This is a genomic window from Streptomyces sp. NPDC005962 (assembly GCF_040629205.1).
GTDB lineage: Bacteria > Actinomycetota > Actinomycetes > Streptomycetales > Streptomycetaceae > Streptomyces.
In genome coordinates, this window is record NZ_JBEXVE010000021.1 from 155,697 (window position 1) to 164,200 (window position 8,504).

General features: G+C 71.6%; 7 protein-coding genes. 4 read left to right on the forward strand and 3 right to left on the reverse strand.

Annotation, left to right across the window (positions count from 1 at the left end; all coding sequences use genetic code 11):
- Positions 1-28 precede the first annotated feature (28 nt).
- Positions 29-1,894 carry an alpha-L-fucosidase gene (locus ABZ370_RS29765; protein WP_358626682.1) on the forward strand — a complete coding sequence of 622 codons (1,866 nt, stop codon included), beginning with the start codon at positions 29-31 and terminating at the stop codon, positions 1,892-1,894.
- A gap of 64 nt (positions 1,895-1,958) precedes the next feature.
- Here the strand turns inward: ABZ370_RS29765 and aceB are convergent, their stop codons facing one another.
- Together aceB and ABZ370_RS29775 are read right to left on the reverse strand one after the other, a co-directional pair.
- Entirely contained in the window at positions 1,959-3,578 is a 1,620-nt protein-coding gene (aceB, locus tag ABZ370_RS29770; protein ID WP_358626684.1) for a malate synthase A, read from the reverse strand.
- Positions 3,579-3,692: 114 nt separating this feature from the next.
- On the reverse strand, positions 3,693-4,313 hold the full coding sequence (locus ABZ370_RS29775; RefSeq protein ID WP_358626686.1) for a nucleotidyltransferase family protein: 621 nt from the start codon (positions 4,311-4,313) through the stop codon (positions 3,693-3,695).
- Between the two features lie 194 nt (positions 4,314-4,507).
- On the opposite strand from ABZ370_RS29775, the gene ABZ370_RS29780 reads away from it, so the two are divergent.
- Positions 4,508-4,819 carry a DUF5955 family protein gene (locus tag ABZ370_RS29780; protein WP_358626688.1) on the forward strand — a complete coding sequence of 104 codons (312 nt, stop codon included), beginning with the start codon at positions 4,508-4,510 and terminating at the stop codon, positions 4,817-4,819.
- A 27-nt stretch (positions 4,820-4,846) separates the two neighbouring features.
- Here ABZ370_RS29780 and ABZ370_RS29785 read toward each other — a convergent pair whose 3' ends face one another.
- Positions 4,847-5,632, reverse strand: coding sequence for an IclR family transcriptional regulator (locus ABZ370_RS29785; RefSeq protein ID WP_358626690.1), 786 nt, complete (start codon positions 5,630-5,632; stop codon positions 4,847-4,849).
- Positions 5,633-5,905: 273 nt separating this feature from the next.
- Between ABZ370_RS29785 and allB the strand changes: the two genes are divergently transcribed.
- Both allB and alc read left to right on the forward strand, forming a co-directional pair.
- Entirely contained in the window at positions 5,906-7,291 is a 1,386-nt protein-coding gene (gene allB / locus ABZ370_RS29790) for an allantoinase AllB (protein ID WP_358626714.1), read from the forward strand.
- Entirely contained in the window at positions 7,288-8,415 is a 1,128-nt protein-coding gene (gene alc, locus ABZ370_RS29795) for an allantoicase (protein WP_358626692.1), read from the forward strand. Before allB ends, alc begins: the two co-directional genes overlap by 4 nt.
- The last annotated feature ends 89 nt before the right edge of the window (positions 8,416-8,504 follow it).

An 8,504-nucleotide genomic window follows, 5' to 3' on the forward strand; every position in this document is an offset into this window, starting at 1 on the left:
ATGAGCACCCATGAGCACAGGAGCCGCCATGCGTGTGTCCCCACGGGCGTTATCCCTGTCCGGCCCGTTCCGAGGCCTGAGCCTGCTGCTCGGCCTGTTCCTGGCGCTGACCCTCACCGGCCCGTCCGCGAACGCCGTACCCGCTACCACCGCACCCGGTACCGCCACCGCCGAGCCCGGCCCCGGCACCGACTACGCGGCCGACGACCCGTTCACCTCCGCCCGCACCGACTGGTGGCGGCAGGACCGGTTCGGGATGTTCATCCACTTCGGCGCGTACTCCCAACTGGAGGGCGAGTACACCCGGCCGGACGGCACCGTGTGCCGGGACGCGGAGTGGATCAAGCGCAACTGCCAGATCTCGACGAGCGACTACGAGGACATGGCGCAGGGCTTCAACCCCGCCTCCTTCGACGCGAAGGCGGTCGTCAAGGCGGCCAAGGACGCGGGTCAGCGCTACATCGTCATCACGTCCAAGCACCACGACGGATACGCGATGTGGCCGACGAAGCAGAACACCTGGAACCTGCGCGACCACTCCTCGTTCGACAAGCAGCGCGACATCCTCGCCGAGCTGAAGACCGCCGCCGACCAGGCCGGGATCAAGCTCGGCTTCTACTACTCGATCTGGGACTGGCACGACCCCGACTTCGCGGACCCGGCTACCTTCCCGCAGTACCGGAAGCGGATGTACGCGCAGCTCAAAGAGCTGATCGACGGCTATGACCCGGCGCTGCTGTGGTTCGACGGCGAATGGGACGCGGACAACCCCACCAACAACTGGTCCCCGAAGGACGGCGAACAGCTCGAATCGTATCTGCGCGGCCTCGACCCGGACCTGGTCATCAACAACCGGGTCGGCAAGCGGCGCGTCGTGGACGGCGACTACGGCACCCCCGAGCAGGAGATCCCGGACGCCCCGGTGGACGGCCAGCTCTGGGAGTCCTGCATGACCCTCAACGGCCACTGGGGCTTCGCGAAGTACGACCAGAACTGGAAGTCGCCCCAGACCCTCACCCGCAACCTCCTCGACATCGCGAGCCGTGGCGGCAACTATCTGCTCAACGTCGGCCCCGACAAGCTCGGCCGCATCCCGCAGCCGTCCGTCGACCGGCTGCGCGAGATCGGTTCCTGGCTGCGGACGTCCGGGCAGGGCCGGGCCGTGTACGGGGCGGGGAGCGCCGGGCTGGTGACCGAGCCCGGATGGGGAGCGGTCAGCCGGTCCGGCGACAAGCTCTACGCGTCCGTGACCTCCTGGCCCGCCGCCGGGCAGCCCCTCCACCTCACCGCGCGGGCGCCGTTCGAGGTGACCGGGGCGCGGGTGCTGGGCAGCGATCAGAAGGTCGCGGTCGCGGCGGCCGGGGACGGCTTCGACCTCACCCCCTCCGGCGGGCCGGTGAACACCACCGCGTCGGTGATCGAGCTGACGGTCCGGCCGTCCGGGGCGTCCGTGCCGCCGGGCCGGGGCACCGGGCTGCGGCAGGAGGTGTTCGCGAACGACACCTTCACCGGGCCGCCCGTCGTCACCCGGACCGACCGCACCGTCAACCACGCCTGGCGGAGTGCCGGTTCACCGGACGCCCGGGTTCCGTCCGACCACTTCAGCGTCCGCTGGACGGGCTCGCTGGTGCCCCGCTACAGCCAGACGTACACGCTCACCACCGTCTCCGACGACACGGCACGGGTGTGGATCGACGGCAAGCTCGTCATCGACAGCACCACGCCGCACACGGCGAAGGTCGACAAGGCGACCGTCGATCTGAAGGCCGGGCAGCGTCACGCCATCAAGATCGAGTACACCGAGCAGACCGGTGAGGCGCATATGAAGCTGCTGTGGTCCGGCCCCGGCCAGTCCCAGCAGATCGTTCCCCGCACCCAGCTCTACACCTCGTAACGCCCGCACGACGACACGACGAGGGGCCCCGGGACATCCCGGGGCCCCTCGTCCTGTGCAGCGCTCAGCCCAGCAGCTCGTACGCGGGCAGCGTCAGGAACTCCGCGTAGTCCTCGTCCAGCGCGACCTTCAGCAGCAGATCGTGCGCCTGCTGCCACTTGCCGGACGCGAACGCCTCCGGGCCGACCTCCTCGCGGATCGCGGCCAGCTCCTCGGCGGCGACCGTGCGCACCAGGTCGGCGCTGGCCTTCTCGCCGTTCTCGAAGACCACTCCGGCGTTGATCCACTGCCAGATCTGGGAGCGGGAGATCTCCGCGGTGGCGGCGTCCTCCATCAGGTTGAAGATGGCGACGGCGCCCAGTCCGCGCAGCCACGCCTCGATGTAGCGGGTGCCGACCTGCACGGCGTTGCGCAGCCCCGCGAAGGTGGGCTTGGCGTCCAGCGAGGCGACGTCGATCAGCTCGGCCGCGGTGACCGCGACGTCCTCGCGCAGCCGGTCCTTCTGGTGCGGACGGTCGCCGAGCACGGCGTCGAACGACTCACGGGCGACCGGGACCAGATCGGGGTGGGCGACCCACGAGCCGTCGAAGCCGTCGTTCGCCTCACGGTCCTTGTCGGCCCGCACCTTGTCGAACGCGACCGCGTTGACCTCGGCGTCCCGGCGCGAGGGGATGAAGGCCGCCATCCCGCCGATCGCGTGGGCACCCCGCTTGTGGCAGGTGCGGACCAGCAGCTCGGTGTAGGCGCGCATGAAGGGCGCGGTCATCGTCACCGCGTTGCGGTCGGGCAGGACGAAGCCCGGGCCCGCGTCACGGAAGTTCTTGACGATGGAGAACAGATAGTCCCAGCGGCCCGCGTTGAGCCCGGAGGCGTGGTCGCGCAGCTCGTACAGGATCTCGTCCATCTCGTACGCCGCCGTGATCGTCTCGATGAGCACGGTGGCGCGGATGCTCCCTTGCGGGACGCCCACGTAGTCCTGCGCGAAGACGAAGACGTCGTTCCAGAGGCGGGCCTCCAGGTGCGACTCGGTCTTCGGCAGGTAGAAGTACGGGCCCTTGCCCTGGTCGAGCAGGCGGCGCGCGTTACGGAAGAAATACAGCCCGAAGTCGACGAGACCGCCGGGCACCGCGCGGCCTTCCGCGTCCCGCAGATGGCGCTCGTCCAGATGCCAGCCGCGCGGTCGCGCGACGACGGTGGCCAGCTCCTCGGCGGGGCGCAGCGCGTAGCTCTTGCCCTCGGGGGAGGTGAAGTCGATCCGGCGCTCATACGCGTCGGTCAGATTCAGCTGGCCGCCGATCACATTCGCCCAGGTGGGCGCGGAGGCGTCCTCGAAGTCGGCGAGCCAGACCTTGGCGCCCGAGTTGAGCGCGTTGATCGTCATCTTGCGGTCGGTGGGACCGGTGATCTCCACCCGGCGGTCCTGGAGCGCGGGCGGGGCCTCCGCCACGCGCCAGTCCGGGTCAGCGCGGACGTCCGCGGTCTCCGGACGGAAGTCCAGTGTGCTCGTACGGGCGATCTCGGCCCGTCGTTCGGCGCGGCGTGCGAGCAGCTCGTCGCGTCGAGGGGTGAAGCGGTGATGCAGCTCGGCCAGGAAGGCCAGGGCCGCGTCGGTCAGCACCTCTCCCTGACGCTCCAGTGGTGCGGCGTCGACGATGGCCAGCGGGGATGGCGCTGGTGCGGACATGGGCGTTCACTCCTCAGTCGATAGCGCTCTGGATATTAATTTCCTCATCGTGGAAGTTCAATCGGATGTCGGTGTGAGACTCACTGCATGGGCCGTGTGGGGCTGCCGCGGCGGCTACCGCAGTAGCGCCAGATCCTCCGGGGTGTCGATGTCGTCCACGCGGGCGATGTCCGCGCAGTCGACCCGGATGATCTCGGCCTGATGTGCCCTCAGATACGCGCGTGCCCCGCGATCCCCCTCCGCACTCGCCGCGACGTCCGCCCAGCGGTCCGCGCCGAACAGCACCGGATGCCCCCGCTCGCCGCCGTACTCCGCCGTCACCAGGCTTTCCGCCGGGCGTGTCGCCTCGCAGCAGGCGGCCCGTACGCGCGCCACCGCGGGCGCCCCGATCCCGGGCTGATCCACCAGCGTGACCAGCACCGCGCGCGCCCCCGTGCCGCTCAGCGAGGCCAGCCCGGCCCGCAATGAGGTGCCCATGCCGCCCTCCCAGTCCGGGTTGTCGACCAGCACGCACCCCGGCAGCTCGGCCCGCTCCCGCACCGCCCCGGCGGCGGCGCCCAGCACGATGTGCACCGGTGCGCACCCGCCCTCCCGCAGCGCACGCGCCGCGTGCTCCACCAGCGGCCTGCCCCGGTACTCCAGCAGGGCCTTCGGCCGCCCGCCCAGCCGCCGTCCCCCGCCCGCCGCCAGCAGCAACCCGGCGACCTGCGCGTTGTCCTCAGAGGTGCGATCCATGGCCCCTGCTTACCGCACCGGGGCGCCACATGGACGGTTCATCCCAGCCGGTCTGATTTTCGCTCTCCGTATGGCGCACTGCGCACACGGTGGCGTTAACTGATCCGCAGCCCCTTGTGTCCGATTCGACGCCGGGGAGGGGCAGGGGAGAGAGGGGCGGGCTCGTGCAGCCGTGCGCGAGGGGGAGCAGGACCGTGTTGTCCGACGTGGAGGGCGCCGCAGTGGCGTGCACCGAGGAAGACCCGAGGGTGGCGGAGCTGCGCCTTGCCGTGGCCCGGCTCAGGCGTGACCTGGCCGCCCATCCGGCGGAATTACCGGACCGGGCGATCGCGGACGACGAACTGGCCGCACTCGACGCCATGGCCCGCACCGGCACCCCCGAACTGCACCGCCTCCGCCGCTCCCTGCTCCTGGTGGCCGGTGCCCTCGGCTCGGTCAGCGCCCTGAACCCGGCCCTCCGGGCGGTCCGCACGGCGATCGACCTCTTCGGCACCGTGCCGCGCTAGCCGTCCTGTCGGGTCTGCCGGGGCTGGTCAGGTCCCGTCCGTGCTGGCCAGGGCCGCCGACAGGTCGATGGCGACCTCCTTCAGGATCGGCACGATCTCCTGCGTGGCCTCGTCCGTCACCCGCCCCGCCGGGCCCGAGATCGAGATGGCGGCCGCCGTGGGGGAGTCCGGCACGGTCACCGCCAGGCAGCGCACGCCCATCTCCTGCTCGTTGTCGTCCACGGCGTACCCCGTCTCGCGCACCAGCCGCAGCGCGTCCAGGAACGCGTCCGGCGTGATGATCGTCTTCGCCGTCGCGGCGGGCATACCGGTCCGGGCCAGAAGGGCGCGTACCTCGTCCGGGGGCGTGGTGGCCAGCAGCGCCTTGCCGACGCCGGTGGAGTGCGGCAGAACCCGCCGCCCGACCTCGGTGAACATCCGCATCGAGTGGCGGGACGGCACCTGCGCGACGTACACCACCTCGTCCCCGTCCAGCAGCGCCATGTTCGCGGTCTCGCCGGTCTCCTCCACCAGGCGCGCCAGATACGGCCGCGCCCAGGTGCCCAGCAGCCGGGCCGAGCTCTCGCCGAGCCGGATCAGCCGGGGGCCGAGGGCGTAGCGGCGGTTGGGCTGCTGGCGTACGTAACCGCAGGCCACCAGCGTGCGCATCAGCCGGTGGATGGTGGGCAGCGGAAGGCCGCTGGTGCCGGAGAGCTCGCTCAGTCCGACCTCGCCCCCGGCGTCGGCCATCCGTTCCAGAAGGTCGAAGGCGCGCTCCAGGGACTGGACGCCACCCGCGTTGGTGGCGGCGGTCTTGGACTCGGCGGACGGCACGTCGGCGTTTCCTTTCGCAGCGGGCAGCACCGGTCTGGCGCCCGCGTCGGATACCGCGGCCGACCGGCCATCGGCAGCCTACCGGTCCCTCCCGGCGCCGCGTTCTACATGTCGAAAATCATCTTTCATGCTACGGAATCGAACGGGGGTACCCGGGAAGTCTTGACCAGATCGGACGAGAAGGGAAGACTCCAATCGGAAAACTTATTCCGTGTTGCGGAATTATCGAGGGGAGTAGGGGTGCCCGAGCTGGACCCGGACCTGAACCCGGACCTGAACGATCTGAACCCGGACCTGGTGCTGCGTTCGACGCGCGTGATCACCCCCGACGGTCCGCGCGCCGCATCTGTCGCCGTTTCCGCGGCCGAGGGCGGGACCGGCGAGGGCCGCATTCTCGCCGTCCTGCCGTACGACACCGCCGTCCCGCCGGGGGCGCGTCTCGAAGACCTCGGGGACGACGTCCTCCTCCCCGGACTCGTCGACACCCACGTCCACGTCAACGACCCCGGCCGCACCGACTGGGAAGGCTTCGGCAGCGCCACCCGCGCCGCCGCGGCCGGTGGTGTCACCACGCTGGTCGACATGCCGCTCAACAGCATCCCGCCCACCACCACGGTCGAGGCGCTGAAGATCAAGCGGGACGTCGCCCGCCGGGCGGCCCACATCGACATCGGCTTCTGGGGCGGTGCGATCCCCGGCAACACCGCCGATCTGCGGCCGCTGCACGACGCCGGGGTGCTCGGCTTCAAATGCTTCCTGCTGCACTCCGGCGTGGACGAGTTCCCGCAGCTCGACCCGGCCGGGCTCAAGGAGGCCCTCGGCGAGATCGCGGGCTTCGGCGGGCTGCTCATCGTCCACGCCGAGGACCCGCAGCTGATCGACGGCGCCCCGCAGCCCAGCGGCCCGCGCTACGCCGACTTCCTCGCCTCCCGCCCCCGCGAGGCCGAGAACCGGGCCATCGAGGGGCTCATCGGCCTCGCCCGCGAGCTGGACGCCCGGGTCCACGTCCTGCATCTGTCCTCCGCGGAATCCCTGCCGCTCATCGCCGCCGCGCGCCGCGAAGGCGTCCGGGTCACCGTCGAGACCTGTCCGCACTTCCTCACCCTCACCGCCGAGGAAGTCCCGGACGGCGCCACCGAGTTCAAGTGCTGCCCGCCGATACGCGAGGCGGCCAACCAGGACGCGCTGTGGCAGGGCCTGGCCGACGGCACCATCGACTGCGTCGTCTCCGACCACTCGCCCTGCACCGCGGAGCTGAAGACCGGCGACTTCGGGCAGGCCTGGGGCGGCATCTCCTCGCTCCAGCTCGGCCTGCCCGCCATCTGGACCGAGGCCCGCCGCCGCGGCCACACCCTCGAAGACGTCGCGCGGTGGATGTCCACGGTCCCGGCCGCCCTGGTCGGCCTCGACCGCAAGGGCGCCATCGAGGCGGGCCGGGACGCCGACTTCGCCGTCCTGGCGCCCGAAGAGACGTTCACCGTCGACCCCGCCGCCCTCCACCACCGCAACCAGGTCACCGCGTACGCCGGGAAGACGCTGCACGGCGTCGTACGGTCCACCTGGCTGCGCGGCCACAAAATCGCCGACCACGGCGCACCGACCGGCCCCACCGGGTCACTCCCCACCGGCCGACTCCTCGAAAGGCAGCCTCGCGTATGACCGCGCCGACCCCCCGTTTCACCGGCGACGCCCTCCCGTACAGCGTCGGCGACCCCTACGCCGACTACCGCACCGCCGACTTCGCCTTCACCCACCTCCCCGACCTCGCCGACCGGCGGCTCGGCGGCAGCGTGACCGCGGCCAACGACGAGTTCTTCGCCGAGCGCGAGAACCTGCTGCGGCCCGAGCCGGCGCACTTCGACCCCGCGGACTTCGGTCACAAGGGCAAGGTCATGGACGGCTGGGAGACCCGGCGCCGCCGCGGCGCCTCCGCCGACACCCCGCACCCCACGGACGACGACCACGACTGGGCCCTGATCCGGCTGGGCGCGCCGGGCGTCATCCACGGCATCGTCGTCGACACCGCCCACTTCCGCGGCAACTACCCGCAGGCGGTGAGCGTGGAGGCCACCTCGCTGCCGGGCACCCCGTCCCCCGCGGACCTGCTCGCCGACGACACCGAGTGGACGACCCTCGTCCCCCGCACCACCGTCGGCGGCCACGCGGCCAACGGCTTCGAGGTCACGCCCGGCCGCCGCTTCACCCACCTGCGCCTCAAGCAGCACCCCGACGGCGGCATCGCCCGCCTCCGCGTCCACGGCGAGGCCGTCCCCGACCCGGCCTGGCTCACCGCGCTGGGCACCTTCGACCTGGCCGCCCTGGAGAACGGCGGCGCGGCCGAGGACGCCTCCGACCGCTTCTACTCCCCGCCCTCCAACTCCATCCAGCCGGGCCGCTCCCAGAAGATGGACGAGGGCTGGGAGACCCGCCGCCGCCGCGACCTGGGGAACGACTGGGTCCGCTACCGCCTCACCGAACAGGCCCTGATCCGGGCCGTCGAGATCGACACCGGCTGCTACAAGGGCAACTCCCCGGGCTGGGCGGCCCTGTACGGACGCGACACCACCGTGGACGCGGACGCCCCCTGGACCGAACTCCTGCCCCGCACCGCCCTCCAGCCGGACACCGTCCACCGCTTCCTGCTGGACCAGGCCCCGCCGGTGACCCACGTCCGCATCGACATCTACCCGGACGGCGGCGTGGCCCGCCTCCGCCTCCACGGCTCGCTGACGGCCGACGGCGCGAAGCGGCTGGCCGCGCGCCACGCGGAGCTGGACGGCTAGGGTCTGTCGTTTGGATCAGGCCGGATCAGGGAGCGGGGTCAGGGGGCACCTCCCAGCGGTAGCTGGGGGAGCGTGTAGCTGCAAGGCGG

Excerpts from the sequence above, each read along its gene's own strand:
- ABZ370_RS29765 (WP_358626682.1), top strand. The coding sequence starts at position 29 with ATGCGTGTGTCCCCACGGGCGTTATCCCTGTCCGGCCCGTTCCGAGGC.
- aceB (WP_358626684.1), bottom strand. The coding sequence starts at position 3,578 with ATGTCCGCACCAGCGCCATCCCCGCTGGCCATCGTCGACGCCGCACCA.
- ABZ370_RS29775 (WP_358626686.1), bottom strand. The coding sequence starts at position 4,313 with ATGGATCGCACCTCTGAGGACAACGCGCAGGTCGCCGGGTTGCTGCTG.
- alc (WP_358626692.1), top strand. The coding sequence starts at position 7,288 with ATGACCGCGCCGACCCCCCGTTTCACCGGCGACGCCCTCCCGTACAGC.